The organism is Mesorhizobium sp. M2A.F.Ca.ET.043.02.1.1, assembly GCF_003952405.1.
Classification (GTDB): domain Bacteria; phylum Pseudomonadota; class Alphaproteobacteria; order Rhizobiales; family Rhizobiaceae; genus Mesorhizobium.
In genome coordinates, this window is record NZ_CP034445.1 from 477,764 (window position 1) to 499,564 (window position 21,801).

At 61.2% G+C, this 21,801-nt stretch carries 18 protein-coding genes and 1 pseudogene; 10 read left to right on the top strand and 9 right to left on the bottom strand.

Features of this window, described 5'->3' with window-relative positions:
• Nucleotides 1–4: 4 nt before the first annotated feature.
• The 4 genes and pseudogenes from EJ068_RS02300 to EJ068_RS02315 form a co-directional block, all read right to left on the bottom strand.
• Nucleotides 5–2,305: a peptidase domain-containing ABC transporter gene (locus EJ068_RS02300; RefSeq protein ID WP_126078795.1), complete on the bottom strand. Its 2,301-nt coding sequence runs from the start codon at nucleotides 2,303–2,305 to the stop codon at nucleotides 5–7.
• A 189-nt stretch (nucleotides 2,306–2,494) separates the two neighbouring features.
• The gene (locus EJ068_RS33035) at nucleotides 2,495–2,659 is read right to left on the bottom strand and encodes a hypothetical protein (protein ID WP_210214170.1); all 165 of its coding nucleotides are present in this window, start codon (nucleotides 2,657–2,659) and stop codon (nucleotides 2,495–2,497) included.
• Nucleotides 2,660–5,482: 2,823 nt separating this feature from the next.
• Nucleotides 5,483–5,926: pseudogene (locus EJ068_RS33040) on the bottom strand (DUF4347 domain-containing protein); the annotation flags it as partial.
• A gap of 88 nt (nucleotides 5,927–6,014) precedes the next feature.
• Nucleotides 6,015–6,329, bottom strand: coding sequence for a hypothetical protein (locus tag EJ068_RS02315; RefSeq protein WP_126078796.1), 315 nt, complete (start codon nucleotides 6,327–6,329; stop codon nucleotides 6,015–6,017).
• Between the two features lie 860 nt (nucleotides 6,330–7,189).
• Between EJ068_RS02315 and EJ068_RS02320 the strand changes: the two genes are divergently transcribed.
• The gene (locus EJ068_RS02320) at nucleotides 7,190–9,961 is read left to right on the top strand and encodes a glycosyltransferase family 25 protein (RefSeq protein ID WP_245463316.1); all 2,772 of its coding nucleotides are present in this window, start codon (nucleotides 7,190–7,192) and stop codon (nucleotides 9,959–9,961) included.
• Between the two features lie 78 nt (nucleotides 9,962–10,039).
• The gene (locus EJ068_RS02325; RefSeq protein ID WP_128298010.1) at nucleotides 10,040–10,753 is read left to right on the top strand and encodes a hypothetical protein; all 714 of its coding nucleotides are present in this window, start codon (nucleotides 10,040–10,042) and stop codon (nucleotides 10,751–10,753) included.
• A 73-nt stretch (nucleotides 10,754–10,826) separates the two neighbouring features.
• Here the strand turns inward: EJ068_RS02325 and EJ068_RS02330 are convergent, their stop codons facing one another.
• Nucleotides 10,827–12,014 (bottom strand): FkbM family methyltransferase, encoded by a 1,188-nt coding sequence (locus tag EJ068_RS02330; protein WP_128315033.1) that lies wholly within the window; start codon nucleotides 12,012–12,014, stop codon nucleotides 10,827–10,829.
• A gap of 320 nt (nucleotides 12,015–12,334) precedes the next feature.
• Between EJ068_RS02330 and EJ068_RS02335 the strand changes: the two genes are divergently transcribed.
• Nucleotides 12,335–13,075 carry a hypothetical protein gene (locus EJ068_RS02335; protein WP_245463317.1) on the top strand — a complete coding sequence of 247 codons (741 nt, stop codon included), beginning with the start codon at nucleotides 12,335–12,337 and terminating at the stop codon, nucleotides 13,073–13,075.
• A 380-nt stretch (nucleotides 13,076–13,455) separates the two neighbouring features.
• Here EJ068_RS02335 and EJ068_RS32485 read toward each other — a convergent pair whose 3' ends face one another.
• Nucleotides 13,456–13,617, bottom strand: a complete 162-nt coding sequence (locus EJ068_RS32485) for a hypothetical protein (RefSeq protein ID WP_189342052.1) — start codon at nucleotides 13,615–13,617, stop codon at nucleotides 13,456–13,458.
• Between the two features lie 590 nt (nucleotides 13,618–14,207).
• Between EJ068_RS32485 and EJ068_RS02340 the strand changes: the two genes are divergently transcribed.
• Both EJ068_RS02340 and EJ068_RS02345 read left to right on the top strand, forming a co-directional pair.
• The gene (locus EJ068_RS02340; protein ID WP_127250224.1) at nucleotides 14,208–14,438 is read left to right on the top strand and encodes a hypothetical protein; all 231 of its coding nucleotides are present in this window, start codon (nucleotides 14,208–14,210) and stop codon (nucleotides 14,436–14,438) included.
• Nucleotides 14,439–15,556: 1,118 nt separating this feature from the next.
• The gene (locus EJ068_RS02345; protein ID WP_127250225.1) at nucleotides 15,557–15,769 is read left to right on the top strand and encodes an AlpA family phage regulatory protein; all 213 of its coding nucleotides are present in this window, start codon (nucleotides 15,557–15,559) and stop codon (nucleotides 15,767–15,769) included.
• A gap of 37 nt (nucleotides 15,770–15,806) precedes the next feature.
• Here EJ068_RS02345 and EJ068_RS32490 read toward each other — a convergent pair whose 3' ends face one another.
• A complete protein-coding gene (locus EJ068_RS32490; RefSeq protein ID WP_189342106.1) occupies nucleotides 15,807–16,268 on the bottom strand; it encodes a hypothetical protein in 462 nt (153 codons plus the stop codon).
• On the bottom strand, nucleotides 16,154–16,609 hold the full coding sequence (locus EJ068_RS02350; protein ID WP_127250226.1) for a hypothetical protein: 456 nt from the start codon (nucleotides 16,607–16,609) through the stop codon (nucleotides 16,154–16,156). Before EJ068_RS02350 ends, EJ068_RS32490 begins: the two co-directional genes overlap by 115 nt.
• Before the next feature lie 21 nt (nucleotides 16,610–16,630).
• On the opposite strand from EJ068_RS02350, the gene EJ068_RS02355 reads away from it, so the two are divergent.
• A complete protein-coding gene (locus tag EJ068_RS02355; RefSeq protein WP_126102667.1) occupies nucleotides 16,631–16,870 on the top strand; it encodes a helix-turn-helix transcriptional regulator in 240 nt (79 codons plus the stop codon).
• 155 nt (nucleotides 16,871–17,025) lie between these two features.
• On the opposite strand, the gene EJ068_RS02360 is transcribed toward EJ068_RS02355, so the two are convergent.
• Nucleotides 17,026–18,348 carry a site-specific integrase gene (locus EJ068_RS02360; RefSeq protein ID WP_127250227.1) on the bottom strand — a complete coding sequence of 441 codons (1,323 nt, stop codon included), beginning with the start codon at nucleotides 18,346–18,348 and terminating at the stop codon, nucleotides 17,026–17,028.
• A gap of 602 nt (nucleotides 18,349–18,950) precedes the next feature.
• On the opposite strand from EJ068_RS02360, the gene EJ068_RS02365 reads away from it, so the two are divergent.
• The 4 genes from EJ068_RS02365 (at nucleotide 18,951) to EJ068_RS02380 (ending at nucleotide 21,765) form a co-directional block, all read left to right on the top strand.
• Nucleotides 18,951–19,136, top strand: a complete 186-nt coding sequence (locus EJ068_RS02365) for a hypothetical protein (RefSeq protein ID WP_042644823.1) — start codon at nucleotides 18,951–18,953, stop codon at nucleotides 19,134–19,136.
• 143 nt (nucleotides 19,137–19,279) lie between these two features.
• The gene (locus tag EJ068_RS02370; protein WP_189342107.1) at nucleotides 19,280–19,537 is read left to right on the top strand and encodes a hypothetical protein; all 258 of its coding nucleotides are present in this window, start codon (nucleotides 19,280–19,282) and stop codon (nucleotides 19,535–19,537) included.
• A 206-nt stretch (nucleotides 19,538–19,743) separates the two neighbouring features.
• Complete coding sequence (locus EJ068_RS02375) at nucleotides 19,744–20,820, top strand: histidinol-phosphate transaminase (RefSeq protein ID WP_245463318.1); 1,077 nt, start codon at nucleotides 19,744–19,746, stop codon at nucleotides 20,818–20,820.
• Between the two features lie 27 nt (nucleotides 20,821–20,847).
• Entirely contained in the window at nucleotides 20,848–21,765 is a 918-nt protein-coding gene (locus tag EJ068_RS02380) for an allantoinase PuuE (protein WP_245463319.1), read from the top strand.
• Nucleotides 21,766–21,801 lie beyond the last annotated feature (36 nt).

Consider the following 21,801-nt stretch of genomic DNA (forward strand, 5'->3'; position numbering starts at 1 on the left):
CAATCTAAGCAAGCCTGGGCGGAACGGCCGCCAAGCGGCCGTGCCGACCGTCAAGATGTCGGTTTTGCTGCAGCCAAAGCTGGCGGTAGAGTGCGCATCGTTCGAGCAGTGTCGCGTGCGGCGCGACGTCGAGCACCTTGCCCTGGTCCATGACCAGGATCTGGTCGCATTCGGTCAGCGAGGCGAGCCGATGGGAAACGATGATCATCGTGCGCCCGCTGGCGATTCGCATGAGATTAGAGCTGACCACGGCCTCGCTCTCCGGATCGAGCGCGCTCGTCGCCTCGTCGAGGATCAGGATGGTCGGATCATGGATCAGCGCGCGGGCGATTGCCAGCCGCTGCTTCTGGCCGCCGGAGAGGTTGGGGGAGCCTTCCTCGATATAGGTGTCGTAGCCGTTCGGCATGCGTTCGATGAACTCGGCGGCGCCCGCCAGTTGAGCGGCACGCATGGCGTCGGACAGCGTCAGGCCGGGACGGCCGGCAATGATGTTGTCCCGGATCGAGCCGCGGAACAGAAAATTGTCCTGGAGGACGACGCCCAGTCCCTGGCGAAGGTGACGAAGATTGATTTCCTTGAGGTCGACCCCATCGAGCTTGAGGAAGCCGCTGTAGTCGCGATTGATCCCCTGCAACAGCCGGGCAATCGTCGATTTGCCCGAACCGCTGCGGCCGACAATGCCGAACATCGTGCCGGCCGGAACGTCGAAGTTGACACGGTCGAGCGCCGGTGTCTTGGTGCCGATATAGCTGAAGGTCAGATCGTTGAATTTGATCTCGCCGACCAGCTTTGGCCGCAAACCGGCGGAATTGGAACTGCTTTCCAAGGGGCGGTTGAGGACCGAAGCGGTTTCGCCGATTGCCGCGCCCACCTCCTCATAGTCCTCGACCAGCCGCGCCAGGCCGACCAGCGGCTGGGCGACGCGCTGTGCGATCATCATGAAGGCGAACAGGCTGCCGACCATATAGCCCGACCCATCGCTCATCGCGAGATAGGCGCCGATCAGCATAGTGCCGAGGACCATGACACGTTCGATCGGCGTGACCAGGGTCTGCGGCCAGTTCGCCAGTTGCCCGAAGGCGAGACGCGCCTTGCCTGCGTCGGCCACGCGTTCGTCCCATAGCGCCTTGCGCTGCGGCTCGAGACCGAGCGCCTTGACGGTCTTGATGCCGACGACGGTTTCGCCGAGCGCGGCTGCCTTCCAGGTCTCGGCGTCGACCACGCTCTGGTAGCGTCGGCGCAATGGCGCAAGGAAGGCGAAGATGATCGCCATGATCACGACCGCGCAGGCGAGCACCATCCACGCGAGCGTCGCGTTGATGTAGAATATCACCGGGATCAGGACGCAGAGCGTGATCAGGTCCAGGAACGTGCTGAGCAGCTTTCCGGTCAGGAACTCGCGGATGCGATAGATCTGCGCGAGGTGGTACATCGTCTCACCCGCCGGGTGACGCTCGAAATAGTCGAGCGGCAGACGCAGCAGCCTGCCGAAGACATGCAGATTGAGCTTGGTGTCCAGGCGGGCGCCGACGACGTTGATGATCAATCGTCGCGCATGGCCGAGCAGCGTCTCGTAGGCGAAGACGACGGCGATGACCGCGGAGAGGAGGACTAGGGTCGAGACACTGCTGAACTGCAGCACCTTGTTGACCACCGTCATGACGATGAGGGGCGGCAGAATGGTGAGGATGCTCAGCGTGAACGAGGCGATGCCGATGTCGCGCAGCGGCCGGCTCTCGAGTCGCACCAGATCGACCAGCCAGGCGAAGGTGAATGGCGCGTCCGCCGCAATGTAGGAGCGCGCCGCCCGCAACAGGATCGCCTCGCCCGACCATACCTGCAGCAGGCGGAGCTCGTCGATCGGCACGGCGTCCGCGTCATCGGGCGCATCGACGCTTCTGAGCAGAACGACATTTTGCTCGGCGCTCGCTCCGATGAGGAGACCGGCTCCGCCATCATTGAACAGCAGGACGATCGGACCAGTGTGCTCGAAGCGCAAGAGATGTGACCAGCGTATGCGGAGCGCGCGCGACCACATTCCGGCGTTCTGCGCCCATTGCGAGAGATCGGAGGCGTTTGGAACCGAGGCCGCGCTTGTCGCCCTGAATTCGTTCGGGTCAAGCTCGACGCCGTGATAGCGGGCGACCTGCAGCATTGCCTTGAGGCGCGGCCCGATGCCGTCAAACGCAGGGGGCCCGCCGGGGATCCGCTTCGCCGCGCTCTCAATCCCGCCGTCCCTGTCCGCTTTCACGTCCGCACGGATCGGGACCGGCTGGGCTTCGGTGTTTCGAGGCACGCTTACCATGCACTCCCCCTGCGACCCACAAGCGAGGGTTCGTGGACGCTCCCGGCACACCGCCTCGGCCAGAGCTTCCGGCAAGTTCCATCATAGCCTGAACAGTCTTGGAGGACGAGCCCTTGGCCCCTGTCCCGGACGTGCGTATGCGGGCCCTGCGTTTCCGCGGGACCCGCATGCATTGTTTTCGAACAACACTCAGCCATTCGGCTTCAGAATATCCTTCAAAGCCTTGTTCAGCGTATCGTCGGTCTGGCCGTAGCCGGCACCCTGCTTGCCCTTGTCCGAAGTCAGGTCGGAAGTCGCGCCGGACGGCTTGTTCTGGTTCTGGCCGAAGCCCTTGACCGTGTTGAGAACGTTCAAGAGATCGGTCGTCGCCGAACCGACGGCCTGGCTGACGAGGTCCTTGAACGAACCGGAGCCGCCATTGCCGTCCGAGCCGGATTGCAGGAACTGCTTGGTGTCCGTCAGCCCCAGCGTGCTGGCCGTGACGTTGGCACCGCCGCTGTGGCCAGGCGCGCCGTCGTTGTCGGTGCCGTCATTGTCGTGACCCTTGCCGGGGTTGCTGCTGTCGCTTCCGTCTGGATCATTGCCGCCACCATTGTTGCCATGCTCGGTGTGGCCGGTCCCGCCTCCGTGGCTTCCGGTTGCGCCAGTCGGACCAGGCGCACCCGTGGCTCCGGTGGCTCCCGTTCCACCTGTAGCTCCGGTCGCACCGGTCGCTCCAGTCGCGCCAGTCGCTCCAGTGTCACCGGTCGAGCCAGTGGCACCCGTTGCTCCGGTCGAACCCGTCGCTCCGGTGGCTCCAGTTGCGCCTGTGGCTCCGGTGGCTCCAGTCGCGCCAGTCGCTCCAGTGTCACCGGTCGAGCCGGTGGCACCCGTTGCTCCGGTCGAACCCGTCGCTCCGGTGGCTCCGGTCGCACCGGTGGCACCCGTCGAACCCGTTGCTCCAGTCGCCCCGGTGGCTCCGGTCGCACCTGTAGCTCCGGTCGAACCCGTTGCTCCAGTCGCCCCGGTGGCTCCAGTCGCGCCTGTGGCCCCGGTCGCACCCGTTGCTCCAGTCGCCCCGGTGGCTCCAATCGCGCCTGTGGCCCCGGTGGCTCCGGTCGCGCCTGTGGCTCCAGTCGACCCCGTCGCTCCAGTCGCCCCGGTGGCTCCAGTCGCACCTGTGGCACCGGTCGAGCCCGTTGCTCCGGTTGAACCCGTCGCTCCGGTGGCTCCTGTTGCACCTGTGGCTCCGGTCGAACCGGTGGCACCGGTCGAGCCAGTCGACCCGGTCGAACCAGTCGCTCCGGTTGCACCCGTGGCTCCAGTCGAGCCCGTAGCTCCAGTTGCGCCTGTGGCTCCGGTCGAACCGGTCGCTCCAGTCGCACCCGTGGCTCCGGTCGAGCCAGTCGCTCCGGTCGCGCCAGTTGCTCCGGTCGAACCCGTTGCTCCGGTCGAACCCGTAGCGCCCGTCGAGCCAGTGGCTCCGGTCGATCCAGTCGCTCCGGTTGCACCCGTGGCTCCGGTCGAACCTGTGGCTCCGGTCGCACCCGTGGCTCCAGTCGAGCCCGTAGCTCCAGTTGCGCCTGTGGCTCCGGTCGATCCAGTAGCTCCGGTTGCACCCGTGGCTCCGGTCGAACCTGTGGCTCCGGTCGCACCCGTGGCTCCAGTCGAGCCCGTAGCTCCAGTTGCGCCTGTGGCTCCGGTCGAACCAGTCGCTCCAGTCGCACCCGTTGCTCCGGTCGAGCCAGTTGCTCCGGTCGAACCCGTTGCTCCGGTCGAACCCGTAGCGCCCGTCGAGCCGGTGGCTCCAGTTGCGCCTGTGGCTCCGGTCGAACCAGTCGCTCCAGTCGCACCCGTTGCTCCGGTCGAGCCAGTCGCTCCGGTCGCGCCAGTTGCTCCGGTCGAACCCGTTGCTCCGGTCGAACCCGTAGCGCCCGTCGAGCCGGTGGCTCCGGTCGAACCCGTTGCTCCAGTCGCACCCGTTGCTCCGGTCGAGCCTGTAGCGCCCGTCGAGCCAGTGGCACCTGTCGCTCCAGTTGAACCGGTCTCACCCGTGGCACCGGTCGAACCCGTAGCACCGGTGGCACCGGTTGCGCCCGTGGAGCCGGTGGCCCCTGTAGCACCCGTATCGCCTGTTGCTCCGGTCGCTCCGGTCGCACCCGTGGCTCCAGTCGCGCCCGTGTCGCCCGTGGCACCAGTTGCGCCGGTCGCGCCTGTCGAGCCCGTGGCACCGGTCGCGCCCGTGGAGCCCGTGGTCCCTGTAGCACCTGTATCGCCTGTTGCTCCGGTCGCACCCGTGGCTCCAGTCGCGCCCGTATCGCCCGTGGCACCAGTTGCGCCGGTCGCGCCTGTCGAGCCCGTGGAACCAGTCGCGCCCGTGGAGCCCGTGGTCCCTGTAGCACCTGTATCGCCTGTTGCTCCGGTCGCACCCGTGGCTCCAGTCGCGCCCGTATCGCCCGTGGCACCAGTTGCGCCGGTCGCGCCTGTCGAGCCCGTGGAACCAGTCGCACCGGTGGCTCCAGTCGCGCCTGTATCGCCTGTTGCCCCGGTTGCGCCCGTGTCACCAGTTGCGCCGGTCGCACCAGTCGAGCCAGTGGATCCGGTCGAACCAGTCGAGCCAGTTGAACCCGTGGAACCGGTCGAACCCGTGTCACCAGTTGCCCCGGTTGCGCCCGTAGCACCCGTTGCTCCGGTCGCGCCCGTGGCGCCAGTAGCGCCCGTCGCACCCGCAGGGCCCGTTGCGCCCACCGAGCCAGAACTTGTGATTGTTAAAAGGCCACCATTGAAGTGATTGCCATCGTTGCCCGGAGCGCCGACTTGGTTGATGGGAGCGGTGTCGAAATCGTAACCTGGTTGGTCACCCGCGGTGTTGAGGTCAACGTCGGCGACGGGACTCAGCGTGCCGTATTGGCGAAAGCCCGAATCATAGATAAGATAAGTATGAGTAATATCCGGAACCGTTATGGTTACGGCAAAATTCGGCGCTACGCCGTTAGCGGAGGAATTAAGAACAAATGTGCCGACGATCGTATCGTCAGCAATAGTTGCTGTATTATTTGTATCGATAAGATAGTATGTATTAATACTTTTACTGCTGCCAGCATCTGTAAAACCGGCGAGTGTAAGGTCGCCCGATTCAAGTACCCCTGAGTAATTTGCTACGCCAGCTGAAGTGATCGGCGGCAAGGGCGAGGTCGCATAGTGCGGGAGTCCCCAAGACCCACCCAGATTCGCCGCGCCAACCAGCGACCTGGATGCACAAACCTCGGCGCCTACGGCTTCTTCCAATGCCTCGAGGAACCTTTCGCCGACATTCCCCAATGCCGCCGAGCAACTCCATAGCCGCAGTTGGCCATCCGCGGCGAGCGCTTTGCCGATGGCGGCGAAATCCTGGTCGCTTTCCTTCAACGTGGCGGCGGACCACTCCCCTGCGGCGAATTGGACCCGTCCCGGCGCGCCGTGAGCGATGATGTGGACTGCGTCGAGCCCTTTGTGGCCATCGAGGGCGGCGGCGATCTGCTGCGCCGGCGGTCGGCCGCTGTTGAGCACGACAGCCCGGACTTCAGGCCTCAAATTGCCGAGAACGGTCTGCAGGTCGGAGATTGAAGGATCCACAAAAAGAATTTCAGAGGCACGGGCCATAACTGGCTCCTGTTGGCTTTGAATTCAATTCAAGGGGAAACCGCCCACCGGTTTGGCAGGCGAGAGGGAACAATGAGATTGGACGCGATCACCTCGCTGACGGCCCGACGGCACCGCCGGGCCGCGGAACGACAGGTGTTTCCACGCGCAGGAAGCTGGCGACCTGGAAATTGCCGCCGTCGTCAAACGTGCCGATCGCCAACGAGCCGGCGGTGCTCGGAACCTTGACGTTAAGGGAGACAGCGAGGCTTCGCTTGACCGTCTTGGGGAGGTTGACCTGACCGACGATGGCGCTCTTGGTCGTGTCGAGCACGAAATATGTCACGTTCCCGGTATCGTCGCCGATGGGCAAGACACCCCGAACAGCGACATCCATGACGGCAAAGCCTGCTGTATAGCTCATCACGTCCTCCTCGATCCGTTGCGGCTCGCGCCGCCGTTCTTTCGTTTCGTAGCTTTGGGTTTCAGTCAGTAGCCGAGCACCCGCGGCGAGTCCCTGCTGACCACGGTGGCGGGAACAAAAGGTCGTCCAAGTTCATGAAAGCGCTCCCGTGCCGGGATGCCCTGAGGGCAAGCGGAGCGACCGACGCGGGCAGCTTGGTTCGAATGAGCCTGGGGCATGTCGAAGCGGGAACTCGCGTCGACGCGACGCCGCTTGGCGGGCGATACTAACCGGACCACTGTCAACTCCATCACGCGTGCCGCGATTTCTCGACGACGAAATGCAAGGAGCCGACCACTCGCAACGGAATATCACTCGGGAGATCGAGGCCTGGACCACAGATTTCAGGCCAATCGGCGGAACGTTCGCTCGCCACCACAAGCACCGCGCCCTCACGGGTGAAGTGGCTTTGCTCCCGGATCCTTTCCTAGCTTTGCGGACACGCGCGGACAGGCGGTCCTCCCGCCCAATCCGAGGCTACTCTCAGTTGCATTAGATATTAGTAAATGCGAAATTTATAAAATTGTAAATGGCTTGGTTTACACTTTATGAACGGAAGTTCGCTTGGTAGAGTCTCGCCTGGCGTCTTCGAAATGACAGCTCGGGGACCCGAACCCTTTGAAAATCCGAGGCTTAAATCCGGCCATTTCGCTCGCTAAAAATTGAGCACCATCATACAAATGGTTGAGGCTTCACGGGCGCGGGATGGGGCATGAGGGTTGGATGAGTCCTCATCTGAAAGGATTGCTGTCCTGGATGGTACAGCAGTGCAACTATAGTTGCGTCGGCGGGGGATCGGCGTGAGCACCATCGGTCTGTGCATGATCGTCAAGAACGAGGCGAAGGTTATCCTGCAATGCCTCGCCAGCGCCCTGCCTCTTGTCGATTATGTGCTCATCGTGGACACGGGTTCTACCGATGGCACGCAAGACCTCATCCGAGGCTTTCTCGCGCAGAACAATGTCCAGGGAGCCGTCATCGACGAGCCATGGCGGGAATTTGCATACAATCGCAGCTTCGCTCTCGAGCGGCTGCGCGAAGTCCAGACCGTCGACTATGCAATGATCATCGATGCCGACGATACGCTGATCCTGGATCGTGACTTCGAGCCAGCCGTGTTCAAGTCGCGGATGGAACACGATCTCTACGATGTCGAAGTATCCCATGGAAATATCTCGTTCTATCGCCCGCAGATCTGCCGCAACCGCCTACCCTTTTCCTTCAAGGGCGTGCTGCACGAATATCTGGAGGCTCCGCCTGGCCCCATCACACGGCAGAACGCCGAGGGATTTCGCATTGCCACGGGACGTGGGGGAGCGCGCAGCCAAAACCCACGAAAATACCAGGACGACGCGGCGGTGCTGGAGAACGTGCTCGCAACCGAGACCGATCCGTTCCTGATATCGCGCTACACCTTCTATCTCGCGCAAAGCTATCGCGATTTCGGTGAACGCGAGAAGGCGCTGGAACAGTATCTGAAGCGAGCAGAGCTGGGTTTCTGGAACGAGGAGGTCTATGTGAGCCTGCTCGAGGCGGGGAACCTGATGGCCGCGCTCGGCAAGCCCTTCGAAGAGGTCGTCGCGGTCTATGAGCGTGCGACCCAGACAGTGCCGGCACGCGCAGAGGCGCTGCACGCGGCAAGCCTCTATTGCCGCAGCCAGGGCCGGAACGCGCAAGGACAGGAATTCGCGCGTCGCGGCCTGGACCTCACGGAGCCGACCGGTCTCTTCGTCCAGCCCTGGGTCTATGACTACGGGCTGCTCGACGAGTTTTCGATCAACGCGTATTGGGCGGGCGCATATCGCGAGTCGCTCGACGCGTGCCTGAAGCTGCTTGCCTCCGACAAATTGCCGCCGGACATGCTAAAGCGGGTGGTGGCCAATGCGCGTTTCGCGACCGAGAAGCTCGAGGTCCGCGAGCCACCGGTATTAGGAAGACTTGGCGCGGAAAGCCTGGTCGAGCAGCACGCGCTGATTGCGCAGCGATCGTTGCGTTCGCGGCTGGAGGTCGTGCCGCGTGTCCTGGTCGCGATACTGGCCAAGCAGAAAGAGCCAGCGCTGCCGCTTTACCTGGCGTGCATCGAGTCGCTCGACTACCCGAGAGAATCGATCGTCCTCTACATCCGCACCAACAACAACACCGACAAGACCGAGCAGATCCTGCGCGAGTGGCTGGAGCGCGTCGGCCACCTTTATGCGGCGGTCGAGCTCGACACTTCGGACGTCAATGACCGGGTCGAGCAGTTTCGCGAGCACGAATGGAACGAGACACGCTTCAAGGTGCTTGGCCGAATCCGCAACATCAGCCTGCGGAAAACTCTCGAGCACAATTGCGACTTCTATTTCGTCGTCGACGTCGACAATTTCGTGCGGCCGGCGACGCTGCGGGAGCTTGTTGCGCTGGACCTGCCGATCGTCGCGCCCCTGCTGCGCTCCATCTCGCCAGGCCAATATTATTCGAACTATCATGCCGAGGTCGATGCGAACGGATATTATCAACACTGCGACCAATATGGCTGGGTGCTCAACCGCCATGTACGCGGCGTTATCGAGATGCCGCTCGTGCACTGCACCTATCTTGTACGTGCCGATGTGCTGACCGAACTGACCTATGACGACGGCACATCGCGCTACGAATATGTCGTATTCGCCGACAGTGCCAGGAGGGCCGGCATCGTCCAGTACATCGATAACCGGCAGGTCTACGGCTACATTACTTTCGGCGATCACGAATACCATGTCAGCGGCGGGATCGAACGGGCAAGAGAGCTTTTGCGCGACGCGGGCGACGTGCCGCAATTGCTTGGCGCAACGGCCTCGGCGCCTGCTCCGTTTTTGGCGAGGCCCGAGTTGCCGGACTCGCTGAAGATCCATCTGATCAACCTTGACCGCAGCGTCGATCGCTGGAACCGGTATCAAAGTCACAATTGGCATCTGATGCACAATACGGCTCGCATATCGGCCGTTGACGGCACCTCCCTGGACAGGGCCGCGCTCATGGAGGAAGGCCTTATCACCGGTGATTGTCGGTACCCCCCGGGGACGCTGGGATGCGCTTTGTCGCACATCGATCTGTGGAAGCGTGCGGTATCGGAGAACAGGACGATAACGGTCTTTGAGGACGATGTCCGAGCATCGTTTCGATTTATCGAGGAATCCGCAGAGATCATGTCCCGGGCGCCGACCGGTTGGGACATGATACAGTGGGGCTATATCATCGATCCGTCTTTTCTCTGGTTGGACTTTGGTCTTTCGAAAGCCAAGCTGGAGTTCTACGATCGTCGCTACACCAACAGAACAGCGCTGTTTCAGTCCGACAAATTCCCCAGATCGCTCATCCGGATAGAGCATTCGTTTGGGCTGCAAGCCTACACGATCACGCCAAGAGGCGCGCGCATTCTCCTGGAAAAGTGCCTGCCGCTGCGACACCGCCTCATCCCATTTCCTGGGACGGACGTAATCATCGAGGATACCGGCATCGACTGCGCGATGTGCGCCGCATATGGGTCGATGCAGGGCTACATCTGCATGCCGCCGCTGGTGATCGTGGACGACGAGCAATTTTCCGATCGACTAGCGACGGACAAGAAGTGAAACTGCAGCTGGCATCAAAGACAGCGGCGTAGCGGTCCGTTCGGAAAGACAGGAAAGGCTATGCGAATAATCGCCTCGATGACCACCATTCCCTCGCGAATTGATCGAATTGGTCCGGCGCTTGAGAGCGTGCTCGGCCAGACCGTTGCTGTCGAGCATGTCGAGTTGAATGTCCCATACGTATGTGTGCGTACTAATGAGCCGTACATCCTGCCGGCATGGCTCGCCGAAATGGAGCGGGTGAAGATATTTCGCACCGACGACTACGGCCCGGTCACAAAGATCGCTCCGACCCTGCTGCGCCATGGCAACGAGAAGGAGACATACATATGGTCGGTAGACGACGACTTTGCCTATCCGAAAAATCAGCTTGCGCTGCTCTGCAAAGCACACCGCGATACTGAATATCGCATTCTGGCGCGGCATGGCGGGAACTTCAATCCAGACGGCAGCATCACGTTCAAATACGGGGAAATGCAGGTATCGATGTTCGAAGGATTCGGCACGGTCCTCTATCCTCCTGCATGCGTTGGCGACGACTTCCTGGAGTATGTCCGCAACACTTCGAGCGACATGGACTGCCGGCATAGCGACGATATAGTCCTGTCTCTCTATTTTGCTTCTCGCCGAATTCCCATTTTCATATGGAATTCACCGACCGAGACAGATCCTTTTTACCCCACCGGCTCCCTTCCTTATTCGTCGGAAGGGGATGCGATCCATTTACAAAGCGGGGGCAATCTGGAGCGCTACAAGCGAGTGCTGAGCATCTTGAAGCCAGGGAGAGGCTAGCGGAAGACATAGGCGCGCCGGTTAGATATCGAGTGGTTTGGCATCGCCGTCGAAGGAGAGTTTTGCGCCGGCTTCACCGATACGGTGGAACCCCCAAGGTTTGGCCGATGACCTCAAATTTTCTCTTGGCCGGCGACGAGAGCGCAGCAATCCTGTCGCGCCTCTTGGTAAAAATCGCGTCGAACTCGACTGCGTCGCCATCGAAGTGATTTACTTGCGTGAGCTGGCGCAAGGCAAAACCGAAATCGCCAAGAACGTCGACTATGTCACCGAGCAGCTTCTGCCCTCGATAGATTGGGACGACATGGGTTTCCAGCTCGATAGCCAGGCAGCATTCCAATAGATGCCCAAAACCAAGCAGAACTTCGTACTCGAAGCCTTGGACATCTATCTTTATGACATCCGGCGTCGGAACCACGCCTGCGCGGAACAATTCGTCATACCGGACGCACTCGACTTGTTGTGTGCCGACGACTTCAAAGACCCGACCCACAGGGTAGTGCTGCAGTATCTCGAAATCCGGCTCTCGCAGCGATGAGCAAAAGGATCCAGCGGTGACGAACAGTTTTTGCGGGCCAGATGTATTTGCCAGCGCCTTTTCGACCACTTGCGCGCCAGGTATCCGGCTGAGCGTCTGGCGAATTGCCATGGCCTCTGAGGCCAAGGGCTCAAAGACCACAGGCGTGATTTCCTCGGCCCGCAGCATCCATTTGAGTTGCAGCCCTCCCTGACCGCCGACATCGACGAGGGTGATCCGTTCATCCGCCGGCGTTCGGGACAGCTCGCCGTAGGCGTCAAACGTTTCAACAAGAACACTCAGCAGCGCAAACTGCTCAAGCCCGGTTCCGGCATAGACCCCATGGCCGTTTTTGGAACAGCCTATCGAGAGTGACCCGTGACGGCTCAGGAAGGTCGCGTCGATCTCAAATGCGCCGTTCGCAAGTGCATTGGCCGACAGATCGGTGCCGACGCCCCTGTTCACAATCGTGCCGTCGGACGCAATTTCAGCAATGTCCTGCCCGCCATAGTGATGGATATAGAAACTGGTGGTTGTCGTGGGGAGGAATTTGACAACGCACCTCATACGAACCTTCCGATATAGAAAAGCCGGGTCGTGGAGGCGTAAAAGATGCCAGTCGTAGCGGATGCTGTCGCAAACGACCAGAGCGTCGCTATCCACGCTCTTTGACAGTTCGTGGGCAATCTCCCAGTTTGAGAGAGCATCTCCAGCGTAGGATTTGGAGAATATCGCCTCGCCCACCTTACGCCTCCTAGCCGACACGCCGGCCTACAACCTAAACCTTCAAATTACTGCGGAACAAGCCGGAGGGCTTCCATTTTCCGCCGAGCGGGACAAATACAGATTCGATGAACATCGTAGCCCCGGGCCAAAAGTTGCGGCGACGAGACTTGCTGACTTCGCTCATCGGATCGGTCGCCGGCGCGCTGGCATCGGCATCGTTGGCTCATTCGGGTGGTTGGAGGACGGTCCAGACGGCCATGCGCTCCCAGTCTAGCCAAGCCGGCCCGCGGCCGACCCTCGCTACTGCCCCGATCGAGCTCGCCGGCGACTGGGGACGCATGCTGGAAGGAGCAGCCGTTCAGGTCGTCGAACGTATGCGGCAAGCCTGTTTTGACGGTGTGCGCCTTCTCTCCGATCGCCAGCCAACGCGACTGCGTGTCGAGGAGCATACAACCGGTCCACCCGCCATCTGGCTGCACCCCGACGGCAGCGGCTTGGCATGGACGATAGTCGATATCGGCGAACGCGACTGGTCAAAGCTTGCCTATCAGTTCGGGCATGAGCTCGGCCATGTCTTTGCCAACAGCTGGCAGGCCGATGCCAAGCCTGCGTCGCCATGCCAATGGCTGGAGGAAGCAATGGTGGAGGCCTTCTCGCTGCGGGGCCTAAGCCGCCTGGCTAAGAGCTGGAAACAAGACCCGCCGTTCGCTGGCGATAACGGCTTCGGCGATGCCATTGCCGAATACCGCCGGAACATCATCAAAGGCTATGAGGCCCTCGCGGACTCGCAGGGCCTCGGCGATCCTGCAGCATGGTTTGCCGGCCACCGCAATGAGATCGAAATTCCAGGACTCAATCCATTCGCACAAGCGATGTCCTTGACCGTTCTAGCGGAATACGAGCGGGTTCCACAATCCGTCGAGGCTGTTGGCGCACTCAATCGCTGGCCTGGTCGGAGCGGCATTCCAGTCGCCCAATATCTCCAACGATGGAAAGACAGCTGTGCCGAGTTGCATGTGTCACCTTACCTGCCGCTCCGCTTAGGCGAGCTTTTGCGAATATCGCCTGGCGCCAGGTGATAACGTTGCCGGACTGAGACCAATCTTCGGTATCGATCTGGCGTGCTTTGCCTGTGCGCGACTGTCAGAAGCCCGGCGATCCCGACCGCCTGATCCGAGCGCGAGCTCAAAGGTGCGGTCCGGCACTGCGGCACCACGAACCGCCTGGGGACGATGCCGTCATCAGCGTCAGATAGCCTTGTGCACGGCCTGCTGCCTATCCAGGGGCAGCTTGGCGAACTGGCGAACCGTCATGCCGCAGCCGGCGGCCAGGACCGCGGTACGCCGCTTTCGCCTCGCATGCTGCCCAAGCGCCGGTATTGCCAATCGTTTGGCATGCCGACGGCTTCGACCTCGATCTCGGTCACGCCCGTCGCCTGGAATCTTGCATAAGTCGCGGCTTATCGGCAAGCGTCATACTCGAAGCGCCGTTTGGCGCCGCGGGAGAGAAGGCTGATTTCGGCTTCGATCAGCGTGGTCTGATAGCGCTGTGTGGAATTCTTCGAGTAGATGTCGTCAGCAATAATCGAGACGGTCACATCGCCGTTCTCGTCGATCTGCACATGCTCGATCTGCAGCGGCGCCGAGTATATGCATTTCGGTGATCCTGGCTTTCGCCCAGGCTGAGCAGACAATCGCATGTTAATAAGATCCCTTGCCGTGCCAGTAATTCGGCTGACGCAAGATTGATGCCAGCAATTCGGTCCCGGGATCGGACAGCTGAAAGACCGCGAAGTTGGGCTACTCCCAGGTTCGTCTTTATGGGTACGTGCGTACTACTTCGGCCGGGGCGTATTGTTTCGCTCGGCCGGCGCCGCGTGCGCCACTCGACACCCAGCGCCGGTTAGGCCCGGCGGTCATCCATCAACGCTACCCAACGGAACCGCCGGGCCGCCTTATCGGCGAGTGCGCCTCGCTGGCGGCCCAGCGATTTCGGCCTACTACCAACGAATGCGTGCCGATCCTCTCGGCAGAGGCGAATATTTATATAAGCCGGCGCCATGTACTGTTTCCGAGCCTCCGCCGGCTAGGCCCGCGCTTGCTGGCCGTCGGACAAGACGTCCAACGTTTTCGCTGCTCTGGCGTCACGGCTTGGTTTGTGAACTGCAGGTTCCGATCGTCGCGGCCGGCAGCGCAGCACTTGTGGCAATAGATGATTTTAGCAGATTCCCATGAAGGCAGGGCTGGGCTGGCCGAACCGACCGCCAGCGCGGCGACGGCGAGCACCGTCCTGCGCCTGCATGTGAAGCAGGCCACGGCCATGATCGACGAGGACCACAGCCGCCACCTGGATCGAAACGGCTCTTGCTGCTTCGCCCAGGCCGCCCAGCGGATGCCCGAAACTGCATTCGTCGCCGAGCACGCCGCGGACACCGGCCGGTGACTTGCTGGCAGCCGTGCTGGAAAGGGAATGGTGGCGCCGATTTCCTGGGGGCCGAATGACTGACTGGCTGATGCTCTCAGAGACCAAGCGTCCAGTCGGCCCTTGGCATCCTGATCGGCCGGTCAGGCTCGACCGACACAGCTTCGATCACCTCGGCCGCTGCCTTCAGAACCATATCTGCCGAGCGCTCGCCTCATCGAGCCGCCTCATAATCCGGAGGCGGAGACGCACGAGCTGGTGAAGCTCGGCACGCCTCTCGCCAATGGTCAAAGCTTCAAAACGCAAAACAGCTACTCGAAACGCGGTACTGGCGGCTATCGTCGCTCAGATCGGTTGCGCGAGCGAGATCGCCATACGGCGAAGCGTCTTCCACCTTTGAAGTATGGCGAGCGTGCCGGAGGACTAAAGCCCGAGCGTTTCTCCTGCGTCCAGCCTTGTGAAATCTCTCATCGGCCGACGCGTGGCTGCTGCAAGCTCATCGAGCGCTTCTTCGACCTCGTGACCGCTGCCGAAGGACCCGGTGCACGAGCATCGCCGTCCTGGCATCGCGAAACAACTGGGGGTGAGGCATAGACGCTGGATCGAAATGAGGGTCGCTCCTCAGTGTGCTGTCGGCGCTATCTTGACCAGCCAACGTCAAGCCTGCTTTCGCGCGTACCTGGCCGTTTCGTATGCGGCTGAAAAGGAGAAGCTGACCGCGAGGACCCATTACATGGCGGAGCTTCGTCACTTTCCGGGTGGAAAAGCGCTCCAATGACTGTGGTAAGTCGAAAAGCAGTTGTTACACTCGATGCCTCCCGCACAAGCACCCGCAATTCGGGTTGAGGCGAGGCACAGAAAGTTCGAAAAGCTTCCAAGAACCCCAGGCAAACTGGACTCTGGGCGCACATGGACTGTCTCCTGGCAGGGTTTCTTCAGTGTCAGGCCTTCGTTTCGGCCTGGAACTCGCCCTCAATCACGCCTTAGCCGAGGCCGCGGCATTGGACTTTAGACCCGTCCTATTTGCCGCCGTCTCTACGTCGGGCTACGACGATGCGCAAGCCCTCTTGCGCGCCGTAACTGTCTCTCCTTTCTGGATCAGGAGCAGCCAGAAACAGCCAGCAGGAGGCAGCACGACCATGCCCGAACCAGACCGTATCATTCGCCTGAAAACCGTCCTTTCCCGGACCGGTCTGTCCCGGTCCACCATCTACCGCAAGATCGCCGAAGGCACGTTCCCACGCCAGATCCAGATTAGTTTCCACGGTGCAGGATGGCATGAATCCGACATCAGCCGCTGGATCGCCAATCCCGCTTCGTGGCGTCCGCAAAACCGGGGCGACAAGTTGTGATGAGGGTGATCAACCCTGCGCGAAAGGCTGGCCTTTATCAGGAGGCAGCGGTCATGGCGTCGCCGGATCGATATTTATGGTGGCGCGAGAGGTCACCCAGCACAGATCGGATATGCGGCCAGGGGAAATCGTCTGGATGTTCCCAGTGCTCACCGTCACGCAAGATGACCTTGAGCTTGGCCAAAATGCCCTCGATGGACGTGGCCGCTGTCTCTGGTAGATCATCCAGAAGTGCGCTTTCGGCTGTTTCCGATTGCCGGATCAGTTCGTCTGTTCTCGAATAGCCGATCTCATCATCAGCAGCGTCCCAGCGCGCCTGGTGCGCCGCAAAATCCGCAAGTGCCCTGCCCCATTCTACTTCGTTTTCAGGCGAGTAGGCATCGTTCAGGCTTTCGATGGAATGAGCGTCACGCCCGTACCATCGGCAAGCCGCAGCTTGGCGCAGGGAAAGCCGACCGTCCTGGCGAGGTGTGTCTCCAACCGCTGCTGTTCGCGGCACAGCGCCAGTGTCTCCTCGTGGATCTCTTGCCAGTTACCACACAGACGAAGAGCAGGATCGGCCGCGCTGCTGCCGTCCGTCAGTTGGGCGGCCAGCGACTTTATCTGGAAGGGCCATGCCGCCGCGGCCGTGACAGTACCCGCTAGCAAGCGCCGCCGGGTGACGAAAAACGTACTCATGCTATTGTTGGAATCAGCCATGATCCGAGCTCCTAACAGCTGGGTTTTGGTGAGGCCGCATCGAGTGTTGGCGCATTCGGTGCGGCCGTTTTCTGAAAACAAAAGGATTATTGGTTTTAGAAAGCATCTGTCAACGTTTTCGAAAAAGCTTGCGATTTTCATGAGTTATCACCAGTTTGCGACATGGATTCTGCTCAATGTCGCGCCGCACGAGCGCTGCTGAAATGGACGCAAGAGGACCTCGCCACCCGCTCCGGCGCGAGTGCTGTTACCATTCGCAATTTCGAAAACGACCGTTCTGTTCCTCAAACAGGAACGCGATACCTCCTCCAAAAAACGCTTGAGAATGCCGGCATCGAGTTCATTCCTGAAAATGGCGGTGGTGTCGGCGTGCGTCTGTCACGGCGTTCCGAAAGGACGTAGGATCGGTGAAGTAGCTCCCGGTAGGCAAGGCAAAGCGCGTCCATTAGCCGACAATCATTCGATTGCGGCGGCAGTCAGAGGGATCAAGATCAACCGCGAAGACTTCGGCGAGCAGCAGGAAGCATTCGGGTCGAACGGCGACCGCGCAGACTGGTTCATGCAACTGATGCCTTCGCTCGCAGAGGTTCGATGTTGCCCTTGCCTGCAATAGTGCCGGCAAGCCGATCGGCCCAAAGCTCCAAGGCGTCCCGTTTCTCGCTCATATAGTCGTAGCGCGCATATACCCGCGACGTGACCGTACTCTTGGTCACCGAAACGTGGTTCAACACTTGCCCGACGATGAACGGCGAAATGCCGATTTCTTCCATGCCCGTCGCAGCAGATCGCCGAAGGTCATGCGGCGTCCACGGTGCAATGCCCATGATCATTGCTACGCCGCGCTTGGTAATCTCTTCTCGCTTCACTGCCTTCGGGACAGATGCGCCGGTGACGGCTGCACGGGCGCCCGGTCCAGGAAAAACGAAATGCGGTACCGCCCTACCCTTGCGCTCCGACAGCGCCTTCACGTCTGCGATCTGATCGCCGATGATCCGGATTGCCATTTCGCACAGCGGGACAACATGGTCGCGGCCGTTCTTCGCGCGCCTGGCTGGTATCGTCCAAAGGCCGCGTGTCAAGTCCAGTTCGCCGTGCTCCATGCCGGCGATCTCGCCAACACGCTGTCCGGTAACCAGGCACAGGCGCAGAATGCGGCGGGTGCTTTCCCGCATGTCGGCTTCGGGCAAGGCTGCCCACATCGTCTTGATCTCGTCGGCCGTCAGCACGCGGTTGCGCTCGACCGTTTCGGTCGGCCTCGCCATACCTTCGGTCAAGTTGCTGTCCAGATCGCCACGACCGCGCCCCCATCGGATCATGGCGCGAATATCCTCGAACACCCGGTTCGCCTCGACGGCCGCGCCCCGGTCCTTCACCGCGTCGATCGCCTTGGTGATGTCGCGACGATGCAGGTCCGCGAGCTTCACCTCGCCGATGCAACCAGATGATGCCTTCTCGACCTTCTTTCCGTCAGCGTCATAGCCGGACACATTCTTGCGCAGCCGGCGCGCAATCTCATCGACCGACCGCCGCGATGATGCCCGGCGGGTGAGATAGCTCTCGACCAAATCAGAGACGGTCATTGAGGCGGCGTGCGCCTTCTTGGCGGCCACAGGGTCGCCGCCCTCTTGCACGCTTGCACGAGTGTCCTTGGCCTTCTGGCGAGCACCCTTGTCGGTGCCGAGCGGTATCTCGGGATAGGTGCCGAGCTTCAACCATTGCCGCTTGTCGGGCGGCCCGTAAACCACGAACCAAGTCTTTTGCCCACCCGCCGAGACGCGCAGCACAAGACCTTTGACGGTCGTATCGAAATAGTCGGCTTTTCGGCCGAAACCGGCCTTGGCGGCCTGGCAGAATTTGTCGGTGAGTTCGAGTTTCGGCATCTGTCCAGCGACCAATTTTGCTACAACCGGTTTACCCGGGTTCCGTGAGTGATCTACAGAATAATCTACAAAAAACCACGAGCTTTGTCGATACCGGCTGCGACAGGTCGCGACAGGATGAAACGCTAATTAGTTGTTATCCATAGAATTTTTAGAAATTCAGGGTGTCGCACGCTGATCCAGAAAGTCGCATTGGAAACCCTCTGTTAACCGGTTGGTCGCTGGTTCGAATCCGGCCCGGGGAGCCAACAATTCCAAGATCTTCAGAGTTTTTCAGAGCAGCCAAAATCGGCTGATCTGCGGCATATCTATACAACTCGACTTCGCTGGGTGCCGATCTACACCGGAACCGCTCGAAGAGTAGACTTGGCACCATGGATCGCGTCTTTGATGAGCGGATCGGCCTGCAGAGGGCGCATCGGCGATGGAATTTTCGTGCCCCCAGTCCAGACTTGGGCGATTCGCCCAGCCGGCAACCTGGCGACCAGTCCTAGTTCCCGGTCATAGGTAGCTGTCACGCCAAGTCACTATATATTAGCAATAGCTTGTATTTATGGGTCCACTGGCAGATAATATCGGTCGGGCATCTGAGGGACTGTCCGATGCGTTGGCCCCTGTTCGTCATCGCGCTCATTATCGGCTTCATTCTCTGGGACCGTTTCGAGAACGACGGCACCTATACCGCTGAAGTCGAGCGAAGTTTCCGTAGCGCTGCGTTGGATATGCCTGGAGGCTTCGGGTGGAAGCCCCCAGCCATCACCGTCAATCGCGACGCGTTTAAACCCTGAACGCCGCGCAGAGTTGATGACAATCTCGATAACCAATTGCAAGATTACAGTGACAGCGCACCTTCCTTTTGCATTCAGCCACGGGCTGCTGAAATTCAGGAGCACTGGCTTGCTGGTTAGCCAACGACGTTAGGCCCAACGCAATGGGCATTCAGTCCAAATTGCTGGTTTTTACGACGCCAAATAACCTCGCGAAGGAAAGGCAGGGGCACATGGCGGGGAAACGGGCGATTGCAGTCAAGGATTGGTCTTGCGCCATGAGTGACGAGATTGGCCGAGTGGTCTTGGCCATAAACTCGACCGAAGGTGAAACGACCTACGTCCTTATGACGATCTTCCAGGCGGCAAAAATGGCCCAGGAACTGCGGTCGCCGAAGATGGTGCCCCGATACGACATGTAGCCATCTCTGGCGAAAACACTGAGCAGCACAAAGCTGGCTGGCCCGTCTAATTGAGGAAACGGAGCCAGGACCGGCGCCACCAACCCGGCATGGGCCAAATTCCCATAGCCATTGTGCCGGCGAATTTTGCTTTGCCGCTTGGCCGCCCTGCCTTAGCCTTCCTTCGCAACACCTTGTCGACAAGCCGATAGCCGGACCTTTATGCCGTGCCCTTGAAAGCCGCCGCCCATATCGAGGCCATGTCCGCTTTCGCGCTGGCGAATTTCGGCGGCTATGACCGGCCGACATTGGCGCAGAACGAGAGCGCCTTCCCGCCCAGCCCCAAGGCGATCGAGGCCGGCCGCGATGCCGTGGCGCGCAGCCATCTTTATCCAGACCCAGACTGGACCTTGCTGCGCGAGGCCATCGCAAAAACCTACGGCGTCGAGCGCGACCTTGTCCTGTGCGGCGCCGGCTCGATGGAGCTGATCGCCTGCACCATTGCGGCCTTCGCCGGTCCGAGCGCCGACGTGCTCGCCACCAGCTACGCCTATAATTTCGTCGCCTCGGCGGCCGCGCGTGTTGGGGCGGCCTATGTCAAGGCGGCCGAGCGCGACTTTGAGGTCTCGATCGACGCCATCCTGGCGGCTCTCACGCCGGCGGCGCGCATCGTCTTCGTCTGCAATCCGGGCAACCCGACCGGCACGCGCATTAAAAACGCCGAGCTGCTGCGCCTGCGCGCGGCGCTTCCCGGCGACGTTCTCCTGATGATCGACCAGGCCTATGGCGAATTCGACGACCAGGATCCGCAGGCAATCTTCGCGCTGGCCGGGCGCGGCGACACCGTCGTCCTGCGCAGTCTGTCCAAGGCATACGGGCTGGCCGGCGCGCGCGTCGGCTGGGGGTTGTTCGCACCCCAGATCGCCGCCGAGGTGCGCAAGATGCAGAACTCAAACCAGGTCTCGACGGTCAGCCTTGCCATGGCCGTCGCGGCCGTCGAGGACCAGGCCCATATGCGCGCGACGGTGGCGAGCACATCGGACATTCGCGACCGCTTCGCGCAAGGCTTGCGGGCGGCCGGCTACGAGGTCCCGGAAAGCCGGACGAATTTCGTCCTGGTCCGCTTTGGAGACACGGCGGCAGCGGCGGCGGCCGACAATGCTTTGCGCGGCGCCGACATCATCGTGCGCGGCCTCTCCGGCTACGGCCTGGTCGATTGCCTGCGCATCACGATCGGGCCGCAGGACGTCATGGATCGCACGCTGCATATCCTGACCGCCCTGCGCGGCCGGCAATGCTGGTAAGGGCTTCATCCGAGGGGATTTCAAGACGTGACGTCAGACATGCCGTATCTGCCCGCCCGCGACTTCATCGGCTATGGCGAGCGGCCTCCGCAGGCTGAATGGCCGGACGGCGCGAAACTGGCGCTCAACATCGTCGTCAACTACGAGGAAGGCGCGGAATACTCGATCGGCGAAGGCGACGGTGTTTCCGAGGCGATCCTGTCCGACCTTGCCGTGTCGCCGGCCGTTCCCGGCTTGCGCAACCGCAACATGGAATCGCTCTATGAATACGGCTCGCGCGTCGGCGTGTGGCGGCTGATCTCGCTGTTCCGGGACAAGGGCGTCATCCCGACCTTCTACATCGTCGGCCGCGCGCTGGAGCTCAACCCAGCCGCGGGCAAGGCGATCGCGGCACTCGGCAGCGACATCGTCTGCCATGGCTGGCGCTGGATCGACTACGCGCCCCTCAGCGAAGAGGAAGAGCGCCAGCATATCGCCATGACGGTGGACGCGGTCCGCAAGATCACCGGCATCGATCCGCTCGGATGGTACACCGGCCGGCCAAGCCTCAACACCAGAAGCCTGGTCGTCGAGCATGGCGGCTTCCTGTTCGACTGCGACGACTACAATGACGACCTGCCCTATTTCGTCGATGTCGGCGGCAAGCGGCATCTGGTCGTGCCGCACAGCTTCGACAACAACGACAGCCGCTTTTCGCGCGGCTCCGGTCTGGAGACCGGCAGCCAGTTCTTCGACTATGTCAGCGACGGCGTCGACTGGCTGCTGAAAGAAGGCCAGAAGACACCGCGCGTGATGACGGTGTCGCTGCATTGCCGGCTGGCTGCGCGTCCCGGCCGCATGATCGGCCTGGAGCGCTTCCTCGACAAGATCACCGCCAATCCCGATATCTGGGTCTGCCGCCGCTCCGACATCGCCCGCCATTGGCTGAGCCGCTTCGGCGGCTGAGGCGGCCGGCGGCAATCGCCGCCTGGCGGTCTCAGG